Origin of the sequence: Alteraurantiacibacter buctensis (assembly GCF_009827655.1) — a bacterium.
GTDB classification, from domain to species: Bacteria; Pseudomonadota; Alphaproteobacteria; order Sphingomonadales; family Sphingomonadaceae; genus Alteraurantiacibacter; species Alteraurantiacibacter buctensis.
In genome coordinates this window covers 12421-31733 of sequence record NZ_WTYV01000006.1, presented here as the reverse complement: position 1 = coordinate 31733, position 19313 = coordinate 12421, and the positions used below count along the sequence as shown (strand labels likewise).

Below are 19313 nucleotides of genomic sequence, written 5' to 3'. Positions count from 1 at the left end.
CCGAAATATCAGTCTGCAGGGCACACCGTGCCTCCTGGCATGATAATGGACGAAATCTGCCGGGTCGATGATTGGGGGGGGTAAATCCAAAAATGCAGCGTATGATGAAGACGGCGCTTGGCGCCGCACTGGTGCTTGCCCTGGGCACACCGGCAATGGCGCAGGAAGACTGCGAATTGCACGTATTTCCGACCGTGGAAGGCCAGGCGCAGACCACCAGCTGGCTTTCCGGCCTGGGCGTGATCGGGGCCGTGGCCGATGCTGCCGGACACGAGGACGAAAACGTATCCGATGCCGATTACCTGCGTGATGCGCTGGGGCCGCGCTTCCAGGTAGAAGCCTTCCAGTCGATCGACCTGGTAAACACCCTGAAGCTGCCCGCCGGTACTCAGGTGATTTACGAGACACCGATTGCCGACCGTGACATCACCACCGAGGTGCAGACCCGGCTGACCGAGAGCACGGCCAGCTGCTATGCCGAACTGATCGTCACCCAGAACCTCTACCTGAAGCGCGCTATCTATGGCCGTTCGCTCAACAACCGGTTCATCTTCAAGGACTTCCGCAATGGCGTGACCGAGGCGGAGATGGTTCGCGGGCGTGGCGGCAATGGTCTTACCATGTTCCCGCCGGAGACACCCGAGGGCCGCCCTGATGCCGATGCCGACCTGCGGCAGGCCTTCCTCGCCAACTTCCAAGAATATGCGGCGCGCTTTGAATAGGCTCCGCATGACCGGGAAGGCGCTGGCTGCGGCCGGCGCCCTTCTGGCCCTTTCAGCCACGCCCGCGCAGGCCGATCCTGCGCGGACCGTGGCCGAGAGCGCCCGCCAGGTGGAACCGGCGCGTCCCGTGGGCGCGCTGGTGCCGCAGACGCGCATCGCCAGCAGCATCGAACTGGGGCGTATCATGTTCCCCAGCGGCGGCGGTGGCGCGCTGGGCGCGATCATCATTGCCGGCAACAATGACATCCCCCAGCGCCTGGCCGATGCCGCGCTGGAGCGGGCCGAGACGCGGATCGCCCCCCTGCGCACGGCGTTGGCAGGCTTCGATGCCACCCCGCTGGCGGGCGATGCCACCCTGGCTGCCGTGCAGGCAACCGGCTGGCTTGGCGCATCGCCGCCGGACCTGCTCACAGTCTCCGCCGACGAAAGCGCCGACGGCACCGCGCATCCCGTGCTGGTGTCACGCACCTACAGCATCGGCCTGTGGGGCCCGTCCCCCAACATGAACACGGCGGCGGAAACCTGGGCGGGTGACGTCGGCGCCATGCAGCGCCGGTTCGACGAAGCCCACGCCGATGCGGCGGAACGGGCGCAGGTGCAGTGGCGATACCAGATGTCGCCCGATTTTTCGCAGGTGCAGGTCTATGCCGATGTCTCGCTCCGCCGCCAGGGGGTGATCGAGCCCTATTTTGCCCAGCAGGTCATCAGTGTGGTGCGGCTGGACCGGGCGTCCTACATCGAGGAGGACAACGTGACCCGCTGGGCCGCCAACGATGCGGCGCTGGCCCGGCGAGCGCTGGCCATGGCCTTTGCCCGTGCGGGCGAAGTGCTGCCCCACGTGCTGGCGCTGGACCAGGCGAACTTCACCGCGCTGACGGAGGAAGAGGGCCGCCAGACCGCCACCGCCGCCGGCTATCACGGCCCGCTGCTGGTGCGCGATACCACGGGCCCGGTATTCTGGGCCGAGGACGGCGACCAGCGGCTGGCCGCCTTCGTGGCCACGCAGACGATCCGGGAATAGGCCCTGACTTGCGGAAAGTGATGCTCCCCCCTCTTAGGAGGGGGGAGATGCAGGCGCAGCCGATCAGAGGTTCCAGAAGACTGGCCGCGCTACTCTGCCGCGCTCTCCTGCGCTGCTTCCTCCAGCGCTTCCACTACCGGCGCCTGGGCGCCGCGCCGCAGATCGACCATGCGCGTACCATCATAGCTGAACAGGCCAGGGTAGGGCTGCACCCGGTTGACCGTCTGCCCGAACCAGTTGGGTATGGCTTCCACCAGTCGGAATTCCGGCACGGTGATCATTTCTCGCGGGATGCGTGGATCAAGCGCATAATCGCTCGGCGGTTCGATGATGACCCCTGAGCGCGTGCTTATGTCGAGCGAATTGCTGCCGCCGGGAAAACGATCGATTCGCCGCCCCTCGCTATCGAGCGGGGCATAGGCGATGCGCACGGCCGTGACCTTGCCTGGCTGCGTCGCGAAAGCCAGGGTGCCCAGGCAGGCGCAATCGCCGAATGCGCCCATGCCCAGTCCGCGGAAGATGATCTCCCCCGCTGGCACCTCATACAGCCACAGCGAATATTCGCTTTCGCTGGCGATCCGGTTCTGCGGGCCGATGGTGAACATGCGGCGCGATTCCAATTCGGGCCAGGCGAAGTTCTCGTTGCTCGGCTCGATGGGCTGCTCCGGCTCGGCACGCCGGCGGCCGCGCGAATTTGCCCAGGTTTCATGGTCGCGCTTGTAACTGACGAGCCTGCCGGGAAAAGCCGCGACGGCTTCGGCAAGTGCCGCCTGGCGCTGGCGCTCCCATTCGGCGCGCTGGGCCTCATCGGGCATGACCAGCCAGGTGGACAGTATCATCCCTGGCGCTTCCACCAGCAGATAGGCCTTGGTGGGATCCAGCGCCTCGACACTACGCCCGGTCACCGCCCGGTATTCGAATGCGGTCGGGTCCTGGGCCCGCAACGGCACGGCGGTGAGGGCAAGCGATGCGGCGGCAAGCGCGACGGCAGAGAGGGCGGCGCGCATCACAGCCCCAAGTCCTGCGTTGTCGGGCGCGGGCCGGAAGCCACCAGCGCCTGCTGCGCCAGCATACGCTGGCGATCGGCCTCGGTGACCTCGCCGTTACCTTCCTCGAAGTTGAAGCTTCCCCACAGAACCTCGTCTATCCCGAAGCGGTCGTATCCCTTGAAGAACATGCATCGACGCATGTTGACGCGGCGCTTGCGGCGCAGTTCCGCCGGGCCAAAGATGGCATCGGCCACTACCCCCACAAGCAGCCCGCCAGCCGCCCCCGCCAAGGGCCCATATTGCGTCATGGCCGCCGAGCTGTCGGGGTAGTAACTGCCGCGATGGAGGCCGCGTGCATGGGCATCGCAATCGCGCAGATCGCCCAGCGCGGTAGCAAAATCCGTGTCCGGGCGGTGGAAATAGTAATATTTCTCATAATTGTCGCGATCCTCCTGATCCTCGACAAAGGCGAGTTCGGGTCGCGCGACACTGGCCGGATCGGGCATCCAGACCATCCATTCGGCATCGCTTTGCGGAAGGGCGGCAACGGGGGTATTACCGACCGCTGCCTGCCTTTCGTCCTCAGCCAGGGCGGGCATGCCGATACAGCTGGCGAGCGCCCACGCCGCAACAAGCCTCAACCTCAAGTCCACCCCCCATATCCCCCGATGCGCGGAATCTAGCCGTGTTTCGAGCGGCGGCAAGGGGATTTCGGGTCAGCCCAGCTTGGCCTTCAGCACCTGGTTGACCAGCTGCGGGTTGCCCTTGCCCTGCATGGCCTTCATCGTCTGGCCCACGAAGAAGCCGAACAGGGCTTCCTTGCCGCCCTTGTACTGCTCCACCTTGTCGGCATTGGCGGCGAGAACGGCATCGACCGCCGCCTCGATGGCGCCGGTGTCGCTGGTCTGCTTGAGCCCTTCGGTGGTAGCGATTTCAACCGGTTCGCGGCCGGTCTTCAGCACGATCTCGAAGATCTCCTTGGCCTGCCCGCCGCTGATCTCGCCCTTGGCCTGCATGTCCAGGATCGCGGCCTGGGCTTCCGCCGTGGCGTGGGCCGGGTTCGCCTCGTCACCCAGCGCCTTGATCACCCCGGGGGCAACCGACAGCGACCAGTTGGCGACCTGCGTGGCCACGTCCTTCTCCGGCTTGCCGATCCCCTTTGCGGTGGCCGCCAGCAGCGTCTCGAACCGGGCATAGGTTTCCACCTCGGCCGTCAGTTCGCGGGCGTTGTAGTCGGACAGGCCCAGTTCGCCGGTATAGCGGGCACGCTTGGCATCCGGCAGTTCGGGCAGGCTGGCGCGGCAGGCCTCCAGGAAGGCATCGTCCAGTTCCAGCGGCAGCAGGTCGGGATCGGGGAAATAGCGATAGTCGTGCGCGTCTTCCTTGCTGCGCATCGACCGGGTAGTGCCGGTGCCGGGATCGAACAGGCGGGTTTCCTGCACGATCTTTCCACCGCCCTCCAGCACGTCGACCTGGCGCATCGCCTCGTGCTCGATCGCCTGCATCACGAAGCGCACGGAATTGACGTTCTTGGTCTCGGTGCGGGTGCCGAATTCCTCGCCCGGGCGGCGGACCGACACGTTCACGTCGGCGCGCATCGAGCCTTCCTCCATGTTGCCGTCGCACGAGCCGACATAGCGCAGGATGCTCCGCAGCTTGCGGACATAGGCCCCCGCCTCTGCCGGAGAACGCATGTCCGGCCGGCTGACGATCTCCATCAGCGCCACGCCCACGCGGTTGAGGTCGACATAGGACATGGTCGGGTGCTGGTCGTGCATCAGCTTGCCCGCATCCTGCTCCACGTGAATGCGCTCGATGCCGATCACCTTGTCTTCCGGAATGCCGGCCTTCTCGTCCGCCTCGATGGTCAGGCTGCCCTCGCCCACCAGCGGGTGATAGAGCTGGCTGATCTGGTAGCCCTGCGGCAAGTCGGCGTAGAAGTAGTTCTTGCGATCGAACCGGCTCCACTTGTTGATCTGCGCCTCGATCGCCATGCCGGTGCGCACGGCCTGGCGGATGCATTCCACGTTGGGCACGGGCAGCATGCCCGGCATGGCGGCATCGATCAGCGAAACCTGGCTGTTCGGCTCAGCCCCGAAGGCCGTGGCGGCACCGGAAAACAGCTTGGCGTTGGACGTGACCTGCGCGTGGACCTCGAGGCCGATCACGACCTCCCACTCACCGGTGGCACCCTGGATGCGATAGTTCGACATGCCCTTTCCGTTAGGGCGGTCAAACGCGGCTGAAAAGGGGCTTCGCGCGGATTTTGTCCCGATCGGCCTGCAGCAGGGCCAGCCGGTGACGGGCGGCATCTTCCCACCGATGCTGCTGCGCCGAGGAGGCAGCGGCGGCAGACAGGCGCGCATGCAGCCCATCAGGCGCCCGGCGGCCATCGGCCAGCGCTTTCAGGGCGGCCACCAGGGCGGCCTGGTCATGCGGATCGACGACGATGCCGTTGTGCCCGTGGCTGATGAAGCGCGCCGTGCCCATCGGCCCGGTGATGACCGGCAGGCCGCAGGCAGCCGCTTCATAGCAGACCAGCGGTGCGCCTTCCTCCAGCGTGGGGAAGAACAGGCAACCGGCCTGCCGGTAGAACGGTGCGGGATCGGCGGTAAAGGGCGTGTGCCGCACCCCGCCGCGGGCGATCTCGCAGGCCAGCAGCGGGGCCAGTTCGGGCGAGACCGCGCCCAGCAGGTGAAACTCGCCCTCGATGCCCGCCTCGCGCCAGGCCCGCAGCGCCAGGTGCGCACCCTTGCGCACGGTGATTTCGCCCACGAACAGCGCGGTGAAGGGCGCGACCGGATCGCGGTGCCGGGACACTGTGGGGAACCGCGCCGGATCCCAGCCGAAATGGCTGCGGTAAATCCTTTCATCCGCCACCCCGGCCGCCAGCAGCGACCGGTCCACCCCTTCAGCGGGCGAGACGACGCGGTCCACCAGCGCCAGTTCCGCTGTCTCCTCGGCCACGAAGGCGTCGGTGATCGGCATGGGGCCGGACAGGCCGCTGCGCAGGGCCTCGCCCAGTATGATCTGCCGGTAGGTGGCCGAATGGGTATTGATCATCTCGCGCACCAGGAAGGCACCGGCGTCCTTCAAACGCCGGACCGTGTCCAGTCCGGCATTGGGCCACAGCCAGACCACCGCGCCCGGCCCGGCGCGGCGCAGGTCGGCCAGCAGGCGCTCCACCACCCGGGCCTGGGCCGCTTGGTGGAAGCGACCGCCCCGCAGCGGACGCGGCAGCCACGCGGGCATCCAGGTGCACAAGTCCACTCCCTGGGGCGGGCGGGCCCGCAGGCTCGGTACATAGAGCCGGCTGCCCGGTGCCAGCCCGGCAAAACCCCGCGCCACGGCCATCGGCGTATGGCTGGAGCCAAAGCCGGTATAGACATAGGGCAGGAACGAGAGGACCTGCATCACGCGCTAGAGCAGCGCGGCCAGCTCACGCGCCCGCACATCCCACGTGGCCACCTGGTGCAGCCGGGCCAGGTTGCGGGCGCGCAGGCCCTCCCACGCATCGAGATTACCCAGGATGGCGTCAAGCTGGCCACACGGGTCCGCGTGATCGATGCCGATAACCGGGTCATAGCCGAACAGCTCCACCATTTCTGCCGGGCAATGCCCCAGGATCAGGGCACCGCTGGCGATGATCTCCAGGTAGCGCAGGCTCATCGTCTCCACATTCCCCGCATAGGAGGGGTGCGTCAGCGATTGCGGCAGCGCCACCACCAGCCGGGCATCGGCCAGACCCCGATAGAGATCATCCTGGGTGGGAAACAGCCAGGCATCGCCCTTACGGTAATGATGGACATAGCCGAGCGTCCGGCAATGATCCGCCACCATGCTGTTGAAACCGGGCGAGGCGCGGCCGAACTCCACGAGGTCATACCGCCGGTCCGCCAATGATCGCGATGGATCGTAGGGCGCGGGGTCGATCGCCTCGGGCAGCCAGGCGATTCGCTGGTCTGGCAGCCGGCGGCCCATCTCGCGCGCCGCATCGCGGGCCGAGAACAGCACCAGCCTGAAGGCGTTACGCCGCAGGAACCGTTCCCATTCGGCAAACCGCGGCTCCCAGCAATCGAAGCAATAGAGCACCAGGTCGCGGGTATACAGCGCTTGGGGATAGATGAACCGCGCAGGCAGGTTCATAGTGATGCCGATGGTCCGCCGGTTGCTCAGCGGCAGCAGGTGGCGCTGCTGGTCAAACCGCACCAGCGCGCGGCTGACCATCTGCCCCAGGCCCAGCCCGGTATTGACTGGCCGCGCCCCCAGCCGGGCCAGCGCGGCAACCATGTTGGTGACATTGAGATCGGCCGGATGCTCGCGCAGTCCGGCATCCAGCACAATGGTCCCGGCAAGGGGTTTGGCGGGACTGTCGCTCATGGGCGCCACGGGTAATGGCCCCGGCTTGCCTTGTGAAGCCGGTTCAACTGCGCGTGGCAGCCGCGAACTGCGCGATGTGGCGGGCGAAATGCCGCGCTACTTCCGCCCTGCCCGTATCGTCCAGATCGTCCGCGCCATAGGCCAGGAACGGGGGATGCCAGGCGAAATGCCCCTGGTTGGCAGTACACTCCCACGGGCGCAACAGTTCTTCCAGCGGATAGAGGTTCTCGCCCCCCGGGCGATAGGTTTCGCGGCCCTGTCCGGCGGTGGCGCTGATCATTAACGGCAGGCCGCGCAGCGCCTTGCCTTCGTCTGGCCGCAGGAAGAACATGCGGTTGAGCACCAGGTCCTGCCAGGCCATCGCGCGCGGCGTGGATGCAAACCAGTGGACGGGAAACTGCACGCACAGCCGCTCGGCCCGGCACAGCCGCCCGACCTCGAACTCCTCGGCCGCCTTCAGGTCGTCCTCATGCGGATAGAGGGCGTACATATCGACGACATCGACCCCCGCCATGCCGCTGACCGCCTCGGTCATCGCCAGGTTGAGCTTGCTGGGCTGGTAGCCGGGATGAAACTTCAGGATCAGGGTGCCGGACAAAGGGGCTCTCTCTTGGTGGACGCCAGAGCCATGCTGGCAGGGTGGAGACAGAACAGACCGGTACCGGTCCGGTTCCACCTATCCCGTGTTGCCCGCCAGCCGCGCATGGACGGCCCCGGCCACCTGCTGCCCCCAGTGGTCCCAGTTGAGCCGTCCGGTTGCATCGGCCAAGGCGCCCTCTGACAGGCGGCTATAGAACGCGGGATCACCCGCAATGTGGCGAATGGCCGCTGCCAGGTCCGCCGCAGTGCAGGCGGGATCGAGCAGCCAGCCGGTTTCTCCGTGCCGCACCACCGATGGCACCCCGCCGGTTTGCAGGGCAAGCGACGGCAGGCCGTGGGCGGCGGCCTCGGCAAAGACCACGCCGAAGGCTTCCGCGCGCGTAGGCATGGTGAAGAGATGGGCCTGCGCATACAACTGCTGCAACAGCGCCCGCTGGTCCGGGCAGCGCTTGTCGAGCCGGCCGTGGAAGCGGATGGCAGGCTGCGGCGGCTCGTCGGGCGGGCGCTGGCAGCCGACCACGTCCAGGCTGACCGCCACCCCATCGGCCAGCAGCAGGCGCACCGCGCCGCTCACCAGGTCGCCCCCCTTGCGCTGCCAGTCATAGCCCACGAACAGCAGGCGCAGGGGGCCATCGAGCACGCGGGCGCGGGCCTCGCGGCCGGCATCCAGGTTTGCCCCGTAGGCAATCTCCACCACCTGGTGCGTGCCAAGGCTGCATTCTGACCTGGTTGCCTCGCAGGCCCAGGCAGACGGGAAGATCGAAAGCACCGAGCTTCGCACGCTGTCCAGCGATCCCCGTTCTATCGTGTACTGGCGCGACGGCTGCATGCCGATGTATTCGGGGTAATAGTCTGTCAGCAACGGGCCGGTGGCCCCGGCAATGTTCACAATCCGGAATTCATCGCCCAGGGCCAGGATCAGTTCCCCGGCACTCAGGGCAAAGATCAGGTCCGGTTTTGCCCGTTTCAGGCGCCTGCGCATGGCCCATACGGCAAGGCGGGTGTAGGGTGCGAACCAGCCGATGTCGCAGTGTCCTCCGGTCAGCTTCAGCACTGCGCGGACCAGCAACGGATGCCAGCGTGGCCAAGGTTGCCGCTCGACGTGGACCAGGGCAAAGTGGTCTTCCAGGGCCCGCACCATCGAAACACAAAGCCCGGACCAGCAGCGCACATCGCGCGGATCGCCGCTGGCAATGACTGCTGCCCGGATCGTCATCGCCCCCCCTCCGGCCGGACATATCCCGCCGGGTCAACCATGGCTTGCCACCCGGTCCTTGCCATGATCCAGCCTCCGCTGCACCGCCAGCGCCACCTGCCGCCCCCAGGTATCCCAATTCAGCCGACTTGCAGCATCGGCCATGGCATTGGCGGAGAACGTGGCGCAGAGCGTAGGGTTGTTGATGATCCAGCGAATAGCCGCAACCAGATCGGCAACGCCGGCATCGGGCTCCAGCAGCCAGCCGGTTTCCCCGTGGCGCACGGCCGAGGGCACCCCGCCGGTCCGCAGGGCAATGCTGGGCACTCCGTGCGCCGCCGCTTCGGCAAAGACCACGCCGAAGGCCTCGGCCCGGGTGGGCATGACGAACAGGTGGGCATCACCGTACAACTGCTGCAACAGCACGCGCTGATCGGCCTGCGCCTTGTCGATGCGGCCATGAAAACGGATGGCCGGGCTGGGGGACTCGCTGGCGGGCCGGTTGCAGCCGACCACGTCCAGTCTGACGGGAAGGCCTTCCGCCACCAGCTGGCGCACCGCACCGCTGACCAGATCGCCGCCCTTGCGCTGCCAGTCATAGCCCACGAACAACAGCCGCAAGGGGCCGTCAAGCACACGGGCGCGCGGGATGGGGCCGGCATCCAGGTTTGCCCCGAAGGGAGCTTCCACCACCTCGTCGGACCCAAGGCCACATGCTGACCTGGTTGCCTCGCAGGCCCAGGCAGACGGGAAAATCGACAGCAACGCCCGGCGCACGCCCAGTAGCGAGCCGGCATTGATCGCCTGCCTCCGGGAAGGGGCCATGGCAGCGTATGCCGGATAGTAGGCGGTCAGCAGCGGCCCGGTGGCATCGGCCACGTTGACCACGCGAAAGTCCTCTCCCAGCGCCAGGATCAGCTCGCCCGCGCTGAGGGCAAAGACCAGGTCCGGGTTCGCCCGAGCCAGGCGGCGGCGCATGGCCAGCGTGGCCAGGCGGGTATAGGGGGCGTACCAGCCGATATCGCGGCGGCCGCCGGTCAGCTTCAGCACCAGGCGCACCAGCAGCGGGTGCCAGCGCGGCCAGGGGCATCGCTCCACATGGACCAGCTCGAAATGCCGCTCGAGGGCCCGCACCATCGAGATGCCAAGGCCGGACCAGTATCGCTGGTCCTGCGGATCGCCGCTGGCGATGATCGCTACCCTGATGCTGTCCCCCCGGGCCCCCAAGACCCCCGTCAGATTGCTACCACCACTTCTCCGGCTTGGCCGTGAAGCCGGCGCGCTGTTCGATGGCCAGGCCGGCGTTGAGCACGCCCTGTTCATCGAAGGCAGGGCCGATGATCTGCAGGCCCAGCGGCAGGCCATCCTTGTTGAGGCCGGCGGGCACGCTCATGGCGGGCAGGCCCGCAAGGCTGGCGGGCACCGAGAACACGTCGTTCAGGTACATGGCCAGCGGGTCTTCGGTCTTCTCGCCAAGGGCAAAGGCGGCGGTGGGCGTGGTGGGCGCAAGGATCACGTCGCAGGTCTTGAACGCTTCCGTGAAGTCCCGCTGGATCAGCGTGCGCAGCTTCATCGCCTGGGTGTAATAGGCATCATAGAAGCCCGCAGACAGCACATAGGTGCCCAGCATGATGCGGCGCTTCACTTCCGGCCCGAACCCGGCAGCGCGGGTGGCGGCATACATGTCCTGTAAACCGGCCCCGTCCGGCAGGTCACGCAGGCCATAGCGCACCCCGTCATAGCGGGCGAGGTTGCTGGATGCCTCGGCAGGGGCGACGATGTAGTAGGCCGGCAGCGCATACTTGGTATGCGGCAGGCTCACCTCCACCACCTCGGCCCCGGCATCCTTCAGCCAGGCGATGCCAGCGTCCCAGCTGGCGAGGATTTCAGGGTCGGTCCCGTCCATCCGGTATTCGCGCGGGATACCGACCTTCTTGCCGCGCAGGTCGGCGTTGAGGGCGGCGCTCCAGTCCGGCACCGGCAGGTCCAGGCTGGTCGAATCCTTGGGATCGAACCCCGCCATCGCTTCCAGCATGATGGCGCAGTCTTCCACCGAGCGGGCCATGGGGCCTGCCTGATCGAGCGAGCTGGCAAAAGCGACGATGCCCCAGCGGCTGCACCGGCCATAGGTGGGCTTGATGCCGGAAATACCGGTGAAGGCTGCGGGCTGGCGGATCGATCCGCCGGTGTCGGTGCCGGTGGCCGCCGGGCACAACCGCGCGGCGATGGCGGCGGATGAACCGCCCGAGGAGCCGCCGGGGGCCAGCGGCGCATTGCCGCCGTCGTTCCTGCGCCACGGGCTGATGACGTTGCCGAAATAGCTCGTCTCGTTCGACGAGCCCATGGCGAACTGGTCAAGGTTCAGCTTGCCCAGCATCCCTGCCCCGGCATCCCACAGCTTCTGGCTGACGGTGCTTTCGTACTGCGGGGTGAAGCCTTCCAGGATGTGGCTGGCGGCGGTGGTCTGCACGCCTTTGGTAGCGAACAGGTCCTTCATGCCGATCGGCACGCCGGCCATCTTGCCCAGCGGCTTGCCGGCGGCGCGGTCTGCGTCCACCGCCCTTGCAGCATCCAGCGCGGCATCGGGGGTGGTGACGATGAAGGCGTTGAGCTGCGCGGCTTCGGCCACGGCGGCGTTGAACGCCTCGGCCACTTCCACGGCGGAGAACTGGCCGGCAGCCACGCCATCGCGCAGGGCCTTCACGCCAAGGTCGGTCAGACTGGTCATTATTCGATCACCTTGGGCACGCCGAAAAAGCCGTGTTCGGCCACGGGAGCGTTGGCCAGCACGGCATCGCGCTTGCCGCCGCCGGTCAGCGGATCGGCATCCACCACGTCGGCCCGCAGGCGCAGCTTTTGCGGGATCACCGCCGTCATGGGCTCCACGGCCGAGGTATCGACCTCACCCAGCTGCTCTACCCAGGCGAGCAGGTTGTTGAATTCGGGCACCATGCGGTCGAGATCGTGCTCGTCCACCTTGATGCGCGCCAGCGCGGCAATCTTGGCCACTTCTTCTCGGGTTACGGACATGGGAACGCCCTAGCGAGCCATGCCGTAGGCTTCAAGCGGGGGAAGCAGCTAAGGCAGCGGCTGGCCCAGCTTCTTACCGTCGATGTAAATATAGCGCACCGTCTCCTCGCGCACTTCCACGCGCGATTGCTCGTTCAGCGGCACGGCCGCCGGGGCTACCTCGGGGGCGGGCGGGGCGGCGGGGCTGGCGGGATCTGCGGGCAGGGTCAATTGCTCATAGCCATAGCCCTGCACCAGTGCGATCTGCCGGCCGCCATCGGCCTGCGCGCCCAGGTCCAGCGCCACGCAATAGACCGAACAGCGCCACGGTTCGGCATTCAGCAGCGCCTCAACCCGCGCCTGCAGGGCGGGATTGGCGGGCTGCACGCGCACCGTGCCGGTAAAGCCATCCTGCGCCAGATCCCTGTCCCAGTCATAGGGGCGCGACGTCTGCGCCTTGGCCAGCGTCGCCTTTTCGCCCACCAGGCCATCGCGCTGCGCCAGCCGGTCCAGCGCCCGCCGTCCGGCATCGCCGAAATCCCACCTGAGCGCGGTGTAATCGAAATCGTCCGGGCTCACCTCGCCCGCATCCAGCCGCGCGACCTGGCTACGCGCTGAAATCGCGCCGAAATCCACCAGCGGCAGGGCCAGCAGCAGAGCCAATACGCAGGTACCTGCAGCAAGGTAGAGGTTTGCCTGCCGCACCTGCCCCGCCCATCCGGCGCGCTTGCCGCGGATCATGCCCGCCACGTAGGCCAGCCCATAGGCCACTGCCACGCCCACCGCGATTATCGCCCAGATGCGTTCCGGTGTCAGTCCGTGCTGGCCTATCCGCAAGCCCATCGACACGGCAGCAAACACCGCCAATGGCAGCACGCCTGCCGCCAGAATGATCGCCGTCAGCCGCATGACCGTATTGCCGGATATCGCATCCTCGCCATCGCGCACGATGGCATTGGCCAGCACGAAGCAACCCACCGCGCAGGCCAGCAGCACCGGGGTGGCGGCATCGGTGGCGTTCCAAAGGGCCTGCCCGCCCGACGCCAGCAAGGCGACCAGGAACACCAGCAGGGCCAGCGCCAGCGGCACGGCCAGCAGGCTGAGCACCAGCAGCACCACGTGTTGCAGGCTGCCGATCACTTTCAGGTTGTTGCGCAGCACCCCCAGCGCCGCGCCAAAGGCCCCGCCGGTCCAAACCCAGCCGAACCACTCCTGATCGAACAGCCAGTCGATCGCTGTGATGCCTACCAGTTGCAATAACTGGTCAAGGAGCACCAACAGCAGCCACGATAGGCCCGTGAAAGCGATGGCACCCGCACCGGTGATGGCATCGGTCCACACGTGGAAGTGGGTGAGCCGGTAACTGGTGGCAAAACGTGTACGGTGGAAATCGGCCTGGAACAGCGGCACAGCAATGGCGCTGGCAAAGACGGCGGCGGCAAAGGCGAATTCCTCACCCGCAGCGCTGTCCTTGGCCCGCACCCAGTGCCAGGCCAAGCCCGCCATCACGATGCCAAGGCCGCCGGAGAACAGCGCCGAATCGCGCAACCGGCCCGGCCCCAGCGTCAGCGCGAAGCTCAGGCTCCCGAACACGAAAAACGCCGCACCGGCAGACCGGGCGGCGTCAGGATCGAAATCATCGACCAGCAGGTGCACGAACAGCGCGGCAAGCGCGCCCAGCCCTGCCAGCAGCCAGGGGCGCGGCGACCAGTCTTCCAGCGGTGTTGCCGGGAGCCCGGCACCTGGAAGATTGTCCGCCGCTGCCCCTTCAGCGGTCATGGCTTATTCGGCCGGAGCCGGAGCCGGAGCAGCGCCCTCGGCACCGCCTTCGGCACCTTCGGGCGGAGCCATCTGGCTGGTGATGGCATTGATCTGGGCCAGCCGCTCCTGCACCTGCTGGGGCGACATGATCTCGTGCAGCGTCACCTCGAAGGTCAGGTCGGCGTTCGGCGGCACGGGCGAGCCGGCGGGCGGGTTGGCACCATAGGCCAGTTCCGCCGGGATGTGCACGGTGTAGCGCCCACCCTTCTGCATCTGCAACAGCGCCTCGCGGAAGCCGGGGACCACGCCGGCCAGTTCCATGTAGGAGCCCTGCGGAATCAGGTCGGCGATCTGTTCCGGAATGTCACCGCGCGGGGGCGACTGGTCGAACACCGTGCCATCGTCCAGCTTGCCGACGTAATCGACGAACACGGCGCTGTCTTCCTTGGGGTTTTCACCCGTGCCGGCGGTGATCGTTTCCACGTCCACCGAGGCGGGCCGGGCAATGTACCAGGCGACAGCACCGGCCAGCGCCGCGCCGACGATCACGCCAAGGAAGAACTTGATGAGCGAGCCCTTGTCGGTGGGCTGCAGCGGAACGCGGGTTACTTCGGCCATGTGGCTTGGATCCTGTCAGGTCTGAATACGAAACGGGCGTGGGAGCCCTGAAGCCTCTCCACGCCCGTTTGGCTTGTCTTTTCGCAAGGTGCAAGCGCGCCTTGCGGGCAGCGGCTTACTTCGAGCCGTCCCGCTCCATCCGCTTGCGCTCCATCTTGCGGGCGCGGCGGACAGCGGCGGCCTTTTCACGGGCGCGCTTTTCACTCGGCTTCTCGTAGTGGCGACGCAGCTTCATCTCGCGATAGACGCCTTCCCGCTGCAGCTTCTTCTTCAGAGCGCGCAGGGCCTGCTCAACATTGTTATCGCGAACGACGATCTGCATAAAACCGATACCACCTTTGCCAGTTCAAATGGCCAGAGCCCGCGAGAGATCGGCGCGGGATGCACCATCCAAGAATCAACGAAAATAGGGCCGAATCCCCGAAGGGTCCGGTCTGCTGCGGCGCGCCCTAGGCGAAATCGCGAGTAATGGCAAGCGGGCGGGTTGCCGCTTTTCGGCCCGTAACCTATTGGCTTGGGGCATGAGCATCACCCCGCCCCTTGCCGCAACCGCCTATGTCGCCCTTGGCGGCGCGGCGGGTTCCGTCGCCCGTTACCAGATGGGCCGCCTGATGACCTGGTGGCTGGGCCCGCAGGCCGTCAGCGTGTTTCCCTTTGCCACCCTGGCGGTCAACACCCTGGGCAGCCTGCTGATGGGCCTGCTGGCCGGCTTCCTGCTGCGCATGGGGGGCGAGACCGATCACTGGCGCCTGCTGCTGGGCGTGGGCCTGCTGGGCGGCTTCACCACCTTTTCCGCCTTCAGCCTGGAAACGGCCATGCTGATCCAGCGCGGCCAGGTGGGGCTGGCGGCCATCTATGCCCTGATCAGCGTGGGCCTGGGCGTATCGGGCCTGGTCTTCGGCATCACCGTGGCACGGATCGGCGCATGAGCTTCGACCCAACCAGGCCCGACGCGGGCGTGCGCCAGTTCACCGTGCGCGCCGACGATGACGGCGTGCGGGTGGACCGTTGGTTCAAGCGCCACCTGCCGCAGGTTGGCTTTGCCACCGTGTCACGCTGGGCGCGCACCGGGCAGATCCGGGTGGACGGCAAGCGGGTGAAGCCCGAGGATCGCCTGGCCACCGGCCAGACCCTGCGCGTGCCGCCGGGCGGGGACGAGGCAAAGGGCAGGGCCGCGCCGAAACGCCGCGCACTGACTCCCGAGGAAGAGGCCCAGGCCGAGGCCATGCTGATCACCCGCACCCGCAGCGCGCTGGTGCTCAACAAGCCGCCGGGTCTGGCCACGCAAGGGGGCACCAAGACCAGCAGCCACGTGGATGGCCTGCTGGATGCCTATGCCGACGAGGGCGAGCCGCGCCCCCGCCTGGTCCACCGGCTGGACAAGGATACCAGCGGCGTGCTGCTGGTGGCGCGCAGCCCGGGCAGCGCGGCCTTCTACTCCAAGCGCTTTTCCGGCCGCAGCGCCAAGAAGGTCTACTGGGCGCTGGTGGTGGGCGTGCCCGATGTGAAGCAGGGCACGATCGACGCGCCGATTGCCAAGCAGCCGGGTTCCGGCGGCGAGAAGATGCACGTGGACGTGGAGGGTGGGCAGACCGCGCGCACCCTGTATCGCGTGGTCGACAAGGCGGGCAACAGCGCATCCTGGGTGGAACTGCAGCCGCTGACCGGCCGCACCCACCAGTTGCGCGTGCACATGGCCGCCATCGGCCACCCGATCGTGGGTGACGGCAAATATGGCGGGCCGGATGCCTTCCTGACCGGCAGCATCAGCCGCAAGATGCACCTGCACGCCCGCCGCCTGGTGATCGAGGAGCCCGACGGCGAGACGCTGGATGTCTCCGCCGACTTGCCCGAACACTTCGCCGCCAGCATGGTGCAGCTTGGTTTCGACGAGCACGCCAGCGATGCCGAGCCTGACAAAGGCCGCCCTCCCCTGACGAAGGAGGATCGCAAGCAGGTGGCCAAGGCCCACGCCAAGCAATACCGCAAGGGCCGCCGGGGCGAACGCAAGGGCCGGGCCGAAGGCGGGTCACGCACAGGCAAGGCACCGGTGGGCGTGAAGGATGACAGGAAGGCCCCCGCAACGCGGGCTCCGGCCAAGGGCGCCGGTCCCAGGGGTGGCGCCAAGGCCGGACCAAAGGCCGGTCCGGCCAAACCCGCTGCTCGCAAGCCTGCCGCAGCACGGCCCCCTGCCGCCAAGCCCCGCACGGGACCGCGCAAGCCCCGCTGATCCATGCACCCCAACTCCGCCTTCCGTTCCGATGACCGGGCGCTGCTGGAAGCACTGATCACCGAAGTCGCCTTCGGCATGGTGTTTCTGGCCACGCCCGATGGCCCGCGCGTGGCCCACGTGCCGCTGGTGTGGGACGGTGACGGGCTGGTTCAGTTCCACCTGGCGAACGGCAACGCGCTCACCCGCCACCTGCCCGGCAGCACCGCGCTGGTGGTGGTCAACGGGCCGGACGGCTACGTCTCGCCGCGCTGGTATGGCGATCCCACGCAGGTACCCACCTGGAACTACGTGGCGCTGGAGCTGGAAGGGACGGTGCGCCAGATCGACGAGGCCGCATTGCGCGTCCAGCTCGACACAATCGGCGCCCAGCACGAGGCGCGCGTGACCACCGGCGGCGAGCCGTGGACGCTGGCCAGGACCCCGCCCGACAAGGTCAGCGCAATGCTGCGGGCGATCACCGGCTTTTCGCTTGAGGTGCAGGCCTGGCGGCCCACCCTGAAGCTGAGCCAGAACAAGGGCGCCGAGGATCGCGAGCGGGTGGCGCTGGGGCTGGAAATGCAGGGCAATGCCGCGCTCGCCAGCCTGATGCGGACCCTTGCGCAATGACCCGGCTGGTCATCTTCGACTGCGATGGCACGCTGACCGACGGGCAGGCCGCCGTGTGCCGCGCGATGGACCTGGCCTTTGCGGAAAGCAGCCTGCCCGCGCCCGATCCGCACCAGGTGCGCCGCATCGTCGGCCTCAGCCTGCCGCAGGCCGTGGCGCGGCTGGCGCCTGCGGCCGATGCGGCAACGCTGGCCCATGCGGTCGACGCCTACAAGAGCGCCTTCCGCGCCGCGCGGCTGGACGGATCGCTGCACGAGCCGCTGTTTCCCGGCATGGGCGAGCTGGTCCGTTCGCTGCATGCCCGCGGCTGGGATCTGGCGGTCGCCACCGGCAAGAGCGACCGGGGCACCCGGTCCACCCTGGCCACCCACGGCCTGTTGGCCTGTTTCGCCAGCCTGCAAACCGCCGACCGGCACCCGTCCAAGCCGCACCCGGCCATGCTGCTGGCGGCGCTGGCGGAAACCGGCACGGATACCGCCGACGCCGTGATGGTGGGCGATACCGTTTATGACATGGAAGCCGCCCGCGCCGCCGGAGTGCGTGCCATCGGCGTTGCCTGGGGCTATCATGAAGCCCACGAACTGCTGGCCGCCGGCGCATCTGCCGTGGCCGCGACCGCTGCCGAACTGGAGGACCTGATCCATGCAACAACCGCGACCTGACGACGACCAGCGCGCCAAGGGCCGCTTCCTGGCCATCAATGCCATGCGCGTGACCGGCGTGGTGATGGTGCTGATGGGCATCGCCATCGTGCGCGGCGCGATCGACCTGCCCGATGTGGCCGCCTATGTCCTCATCGCGCTGGGCCTGGTGGAGGCTTTCGTTGCCCCCGCCGTGCTCGCGCGGGTGTGGCGCAGCAGCGAGCGCGGCGATCTGGAAGGCCCGCCGCGCCCGTGAAACGCTTCTGGAAGGATGTGACGGTCGCCCCGGCCGATGGCGGCTGGCAGGTGCAGCTCGATGCCCGGCGGGTGAAGACGCAAGGTGGCACGCCGCAGGTGGTGCCGAGCGAGGCATTGGCCGAAATGCTGGCTGCCGAATGGCGCGACCAGCCGGAGGAGGTTGACCCCACCCGCTTTGCCCACCGCGACATGGCCGACTATGCGCTGGACGTGGTGACGGCGGACCCGGCGGACGTGGTGGCCAAGCTGCTGCGTTATGCCGAGACCGATACCTTGTGCTATCGCGCCGATCCGGACGAGCCGCTCTACCAGCGCCAGCGCGCCCTGTGGGAACCGCTGGTGACGGCGGCCGAAGAACGGCTGCGGATCAGCTTCGTGCGCGTGTCAGGCGTGATGCACCGCCCGCAGAAGGCCGCAACGCTGGCTGCGCTGCAAGCCCATGTGGAACGGCTGGACCCCTTCACCCTGGCCGCGCTGGAAACGCTTACGACTATATCCGCCTCGCTGATAACCGGCCTCGCCGCGCTGGAGGCCGGTGCCGATTCGGTCGCGCTCTATGCCGCCGCCCATGCCGAGGAGGACTGGCAGGCCGAGCTGTGGGGCCAGGACTGGGAAGCGCAGGAACGGCGCGACAGGCGGCTGGCGGCCTTCACCCGTGCAGCTGAATTTGCCGTAGCAGTGCGGGCCTAGCCCACCCAGTCCGCCACCTGTGCCGCCACTTCGTTCGCCGCCTGGTTGAGTGCGGGCGCGACCGACAGCGCATCTGGCAGCACGCCGGTTACGCGGCTTTCGAAGCGGCGGGTGCGAATCTCGCCGCCGGGCAGGCGCAGCACCGCGTCATAGCGGACCACCACGGCCTGGGCGGTGGCGTCATAGTCCATCGCCGCCAGTTCACCGCCGAGCTGGGTCTGGGCGGCATAGTCCAGCTCGCCCCCGCCCACGACCAGCCGGTTGCCGCGCGAGCGGATGGTTTCGCTGACCACGTTCTGGAACAGGCGCGCAGGGCGCTCCACCCATACGGCGTCCTTCAGATAGGCCAGTGCCGTGCCGTTCACGCGCACCGGCACGCGGGTGTTGTTGAGCTGCTGCGGCACGCTGGGTTCGGTAACCGCCAGGGCTGCGGCCATCGTGCCCTGCTGCGCCGCACCGGCCGGGGCCATGACGCTGCTAGTCAGGGTCAGCAACTGGTCGGGCGGATCGCCGCCACCGCCGATGCTGACGCAGCCGCCCAGCGCCAGCGCGCCAAGGGAGCAAAGGAGGAGCCTGCTGCGCATGATGGT

Annotated in this window: 22 protein-coding genes; 8 read left to right on the top strand and 14 right to left on the bottom strand. The window is 67.7% G+C overall.

The window, feature by feature from the left end:
- The first annotated feature begins 92 nt into the window (after nt 1-92).
- Both GRI99_RS13895 and GRI99_RS13890 read left to right on the top strand, forming a co-directional pair.
- Nucleotides 93-722, top strand: coding sequence for a hypothetical protein (locus GRI99_RS13895; RefSeq protein WP_160772669.1), 630 nt, complete (start codon nt 93-95; stop codon nt 720-722).
- A 7-nt stretch (nt 723-729) separates the two neighbouring features.
- A complete protein-coding gene (locus tag GRI99_RS13890) occupies nt 730-1743 on the top strand; it encodes a hypothetical protein (RefSeq protein ID WP_160772668.1) in 1014 nt (337 codons plus the stop codon).
- Nucleotides 1744-1832: 89 nt separating this feature from the next.
- Here GRI99_RS13890 and GRI99_RS13885 read toward each other — a convergent pair whose 3' ends face one another.
- From GRI99_RS13885 to rpsU, 13 genes are all read right to left on the bottom strand, one after another.
- The gene (locus tag GRI99_RS13885; protein WP_160772667.1) at nt 1833-2753 is read right to left on the bottom strand and encodes a hypothetical protein; all 921 of its coding nucleotides are present in this window, start codon (nt 2751-2753) and stop codon (nt 1833-1835) included.
- The gene (locus tag GRI99_RS13880) at nt 2750-3331 is read right to left on the bottom strand and encodes a hypothetical protein (RefSeq protein ID WP_160772666.1); all 582 of its coding nucleotides are present in this window, start codon (nt 3329-3331) and stop codon (nt 2750-2752) included. Before GRI99_RS13880 ends, GRI99_RS13885 begins: the two co-directional genes overlap by 4 nt.
- Before the next feature lie 117 nt (nt 3332-3448).
- On the bottom strand, nt 3449-4945 hold the full coding sequence (gene gatB / locus GRI99_RS13875; protein ID WP_160772665.1) for an Asp-tRNA(Asn)/Glu-tRNA(Gln) amidotransferase subunit GatB: 1497 nt from the start codon (nt 4943-4945) through the stop codon (nt 3449-3451).
- A 19-nt stretch (nt 4946-4964) separates the two neighbouring features.
- A complete protein-coding gene (locus GRI99_RS13870; RefSeq protein WP_237438373.1) occupies nt 4965-6146 on the bottom strand; it encodes a glycosyltransferase in 1182 nt (393 codons plus the stop codon).
- A gap of 6 nt (nt 6147-6152) precedes the next feature.
- Nucleotides 6153-7112, bottom strand: coding sequence for a CgeB family protein (locus tag GRI99_RS13865; RefSeq protein WP_160772663.1), 960 nt, complete (start codon nt 7110-7112; stop codon nt 6153-6155).
- A gap of 43 nt (nt 7113-7155) precedes the next feature.
- Entirely contained in the window at nt 7156-7710 is a 555-nt protein-coding gene (locus GRI99_RS13860; protein ID WP_160772662.1) for an NAD(P)H-dependent oxidoreductase, read from the bottom strand.
- 78 nt (nt 7711-7788) lie between these two features.
- Nucleotides 7789-8928: a glycosyltransferase family 4 protein gene (locus GRI99_RS13855; RefSeq protein ID WP_160772661.1), complete on the bottom strand. Its 1140-nt coding sequence runs from the start codon at nt 8926-8928 to the stop codon at nt 7789-7791.
- 33 nt (nt 8929-8961) lie between these two features.
- The gene (locus tag GRI99_RS13850) at nt 8962-10134 is read right to left on the bottom strand and encodes a glycosyltransferase family 4 protein (protein WP_160772660.1); all 1173 of its coding nucleotides are present in this window, start codon (nt 10132-10134) and stop codon (nt 8962-8964) included.
- Between the two features lie 16 nt (nt 10135-10150).
- Nucleotides 10151-11635, bottom strand: a complete 1485-nt coding sequence (gene gatA, locus GRI99_RS13845) for an Asp-tRNA(Asn)/Glu-tRNA(Gln) amidotransferase subunit GatA (protein WP_160772659.1) — start codon at nt 11633-11635, stop codon at nt 10151-10153.
- Nucleotides 11635-11937, bottom strand: coding sequence for an Asp-tRNA(Asn)/Glu-tRNA(Gln) amidotransferase subunit GatC (gene gatC / locus GRI99_RS13840; RefSeq protein ID WP_160772658.1), 303 nt, complete (start codon nt 11935-11937; stop codon nt 11635-11637). Before gatC ends, gatA begins: the two co-directional genes overlap by 1 nt.
- A gap of 48 nt (nt 11938-11985) precedes the next feature.
- A complete protein-coding gene (locus GRI99_RS13835) occupies nt 11986-13695 on the bottom strand; it encodes a DUF4153 domain-containing protein (protein ID WP_160772657.1) in 1710 nt (569 codons plus the stop codon).
- Nucleotides 13696-13698: 3 nt separating this feature from the next.
- Entirely contained in the window at nt 13699-14295 is a 597-nt protein-coding gene (locus GRI99_RS13830) for an FKBP-type peptidyl-prolyl cis-trans isomerase (RefSeq protein ID WP_160772656.1), read from the bottom strand.
- A gap of 115 nt (nt 14296-14410) precedes the next feature.
- Entirely contained in the window at nt 14411-14617 is a 207-nt protein-coding gene (gene rpsU / locus GRI99_RS13825) for a 30S ribosomal protein S21 (RefSeq protein ID WP_160772655.1), read from the bottom strand.
- A 199-nt stretch (nt 14618-14816) separates the two neighbouring features.
- On the opposite strand from rpsU, the gene crcB reads away from it, so the two are divergent.
- Genes crcB through GRI99_RS13795 form a run of 6 tightly spaced genes read left to right on the top strand, consistent with a single transcriptional unit; the run spans nt 14817 to nt 18723 of the window.
- Complete coding sequence (crcB, locus tag GRI99_RS13820; RefSeq protein ID WP_160772654.1) at nt 14817-15224, top strand: fluoride efflux transporter CrcB; 408 nt, start codon at nt 14817-14819, stop codon at nt 15222-15224.
- Complete coding sequence (locus tag GRI99_RS13815; protein ID WP_160772653.1) at nt 15221-16525, top strand: RluA family pseudouridine synthase; 1305 nt, start codon at nt 15221-15223, stop codon at nt 16523-16525. The genes crcB and GRI99_RS13815 overlap by 4 nt, the downstream gene beginning before the upstream one ends.
- Nucleotides 16526-16528: 3 nt before the next feature.
- The gene (locus GRI99_RS13810; protein WP_160772652.1) at nt 16529-17134 is read left to right on the top strand and encodes an FMN-binding negative transcriptional regulator; all 606 of its coding nucleotides are present in this window, start codon (nt 16529-16531) and stop codon (nt 17132-17134) included.
- Nucleotides 17131-17796 (top strand): HAD-IA family hydrolase, encoded by a 666-nt coding sequence (locus GRI99_RS13805; protein ID WP_160772651.1) that lies wholly within the window; start codon nt 17131-17133, stop codon nt 17794-17796. Before GRI99_RS13810 ends, GRI99_RS13805 begins: the two co-directional genes overlap by 4 nt.
- Nucleotides 17777-18031, top strand: coding sequence for a hypothetical protein (locus tag GRI99_RS13800; RefSeq protein WP_160772650.1), 255 nt, complete (start codon nt 17777-17779; stop codon nt 18029-18031). Before GRI99_RS13805 ends, GRI99_RS13800 begins: the two co-directional genes overlap by 20 nt.
- Nucleotides 18028-18723, top strand: a complete 696-nt coding sequence (locus GRI99_RS13795; RefSeq protein ID WP_160772649.1) for an ATP12 family protein — start codon at nt 18028-18030, stop codon at nt 18721-18723. The genes GRI99_RS13800 and GRI99_RS13795 overlap by 4 nt, the downstream gene beginning before the upstream one ends.
- Here GRI99_RS13795 and GRI99_RS13790 read toward each other — a convergent pair.
- Nucleotides 18720-19307: an ABC-type transport auxiliary lipoprotein family protein gene (locus GRI99_RS13790; protein ID WP_160772648.1), complete on the bottom strand. Its 588-nt coding sequence runs from the start codon at nt 19305-19307 to the stop codon at nt 18720-18722. The genes GRI99_RS13795 and GRI99_RS13790 overlap by 4 nt on opposite strands.
- Nucleotides 19308-19313 lie beyond the last annotated feature (6 nt).

Coding starts and splice junctions, on each gene's coding strand:
- GRI99_RS13895 (WP_160772669.1), top strand. CDS start 93: ATGCAGCGTATGATGAAGACGGCGCTTGGCGCCGCACTGGTGCTTGCC.
- GRI99_RS13890 (WP_160772668.1), top strand. CDS start 730: ATGACCGGGAAGGCGCTGGCTGCGGCCGGCGCCCTTCTGGCCCTTTCA.
- GRI99_RS13880 (WP_160772666.1), bottom strand. CDS start 3,331: ATGCCCGCCCTGGCTGAGGACGAAAGGCAGGCAGCGGTCGGTAATACC.
- gatB (WP_160772665.1), bottom strand. CDS start 4,945: ATGTCGAACTATCGCATCCAGGGTGCCACCGGTGAGTGGGAGGTCGTG.
- GRI99_RS13870 (WP_237438373.1), bottom strand. CDS start 6,146: ATGCAGGTCCTCTCGTTCCTGCCCTATGTCTATACCGGCTTTGGCTCC.
- GRI99_RS13865 (WP_160772663.1), bottom strand. CDS start 7,112: ATGAGCGACAGTCCCGCCAAACCCCTTGCCGGGACCATTGTGCTGGAT.
- GRI99_RS13855 (WP_160772661.1), bottom strand. CDS start 8,928: ATGACGATCCGGGCAGCAGTCATTGCCAGCGGCGATCCGCGCGATGTG.
- gatA (WP_160772659.1), bottom strand. CDS start 11,635: ATGACCAGTCTGACCGACCTTGGCGTGAAGGCCCTGCGCGATGGCGTG.
- gatC (WP_160772658.1), bottom strand. CDS start 11,937: ATGTCCGTAACCCGAGAAGAAGTGGCCAAGATTGCCGCGCTGGCGCGC.
- GRI99_RS13835 (WP_160772657.1), bottom strand. CDS start 13,695: ATGACCGCTGAAGGGGCAGCGGCGGACAATCTTCCAGGTGCCGGGCTC.
- GRI99_RS13830 (WP_160772656.1), bottom strand. CDS start 14,295: ATGGCCGAAGTAACCCGCGTTCCGCTGCAGCCCACCGACAAGGGCTCG.
- rpsU (WP_160772655.1), bottom strand. CDS start 14,617: ATGCAGATCGTCGTTCGCGATAACAATGTTGAGCAGGCCCTGCGCGCT.
- crcB (WP_160772654.1), top strand. CDS start 14,817: ATGAGCATCACCCCGCCCCTTGCCGCAACCGCCTATGTCGCCCTTGGC.
- GRI99_RS13815 (WP_160772653.1), top strand. CDS start 15,221: ATGAGCTTCGACCCAACCAGGCCCGACGCGGGCGTGCGCCAGTTCACC.
- GRI99_RS13810 (WP_160772652.1), top strand. CDS start 16,529: ATGCACCCCAACTCCGCCTTCCGTTCCGATGACCGGGCGCTGCTGGAA.
- GRI99_RS13805 (WP_160772651.1), top strand. CDS start 17,131: ATGACCCGGCTGGTCATCTTCGACTGCGATGGCACGCTGACCGACGGG.
- GRI99_RS13800 (WP_160772650.1), top strand. CDS start 17,777: ATGCAACAACCGCGACCTGACGACGACCAGCGCGCCAAGGGCCGCTTC.
- GRI99_RS13790 (WP_160772648.1), bottom strand. CDS start 19,307: ATGCGCAGCAGGCTCCTCCTTTGCTCCCTTGGCGCGCTGGCGCTGGGC.